The organism is Lentzea kentuckyensis, assembly GCF_002150765.1.
Classification (GTDB): Bacteria; Actinomycetota; Actinomycetes; order Mycobacteriales; family Pseudonocardiaceae; genus Lentzea; species Lentzea kentuckyensis.
In genome coordinates this window covers 2,273-3,181 of record NZ_MUYM01000242.1, presented here as the reverse complement: position 1 = coordinate 3,181, position 909 = coordinate 2,273, and the positions used below count along the sequence as shown (strand labels likewise).

The window sequence follows — 909 nt, the reverse complement described above, 5'->3', positions numbered from 1 at the left end:
AAGTCCCAGCCCTCCAGCGGTACCGCGGCCCCTTCGGCCACCAGTTCCTCGAAGCTCCCCATGAACGACATGTCACCACAGCACCTGGATCAGGAGCCACCGAAAATGGCGGCACCTGCCCTGGGCTGCGAGACGCCGCGTCCTTCTTCGTCTCGCGCACGACAGGGCAGGTGCCGCCATTTTCGGTGGCTCCTGATCCAGGTGCTGTGGTGACATGTCGTTCATGGGGAGCTTCGAGGAACTGGTGGCCGAAGGGGCCGCGGTACCGCTGGAGGGCTGGGACTTCTCCTGGTTCGACGGCCGTGCCACCGAGGAACGTCCGCCGTGGGGCTACGCCGCGCAGATCGCGGCCAGGCTGGCGGCGGTGGAGTCCGCACTGGACCTGCAGACAGGCGGGGGAGAGGTGACGGCGTCCGCGCGGGTGTTGCCACCGCTGCTCGCCGCGACCGAGTCGTGGCCACCGAACGCCGCCGTGGCCGCGCGGAACCTGCCGGACGCGTTCGTCGTGCAGGCACCGGACGAGGGGCCGCTGCCGTTCCACGACTCGATGTTCGACCTGGTGATCAGCCGGCACCCGGTGGTGACGCCGTGGGCCGAGATCGCGCGGGTGCTCAAGCCCGGCGGCACGTACTTCTCGCAGCAGATCGGCGCCGGGTCGAACCGGGAGCTCACCGATTTCATGATGGGTCCGCAACCGGTCGGCGACGAGCGCGGCACGTCGCGCGCTCGGGCGGAGGCCGAGGCCGCGGGGCTGGAAGTGCTGCGGCTGGAACCGGTGGCGCTGCGGGTGACGTTCGGAGACGTCGGCGCGGTGGTGCACTTCCTGCGCAAGGTGCTGTGGACGGTGCCGGGATTCACCGTGGAGGGGTATCGGGACCGGCTTCTGGCCATGCACGAGCACATCCAGGA

Annotated in this window: 1 protein-coding gene; it reads left to right on the top strand. The window is 69.7% G+C overall.

What is annotated here, in order from left to right:
- Nucleotides 1-223: 223 nt before the first annotated feature.
- Nucleotides 224-909, top strand: a 686-nt coding sequence (locus tag B0F77_RS46370) for a methyltransferase domain-containing protein (protein WP_086669364.1), incomplete at its 3' end; no start/stop codon positions are given.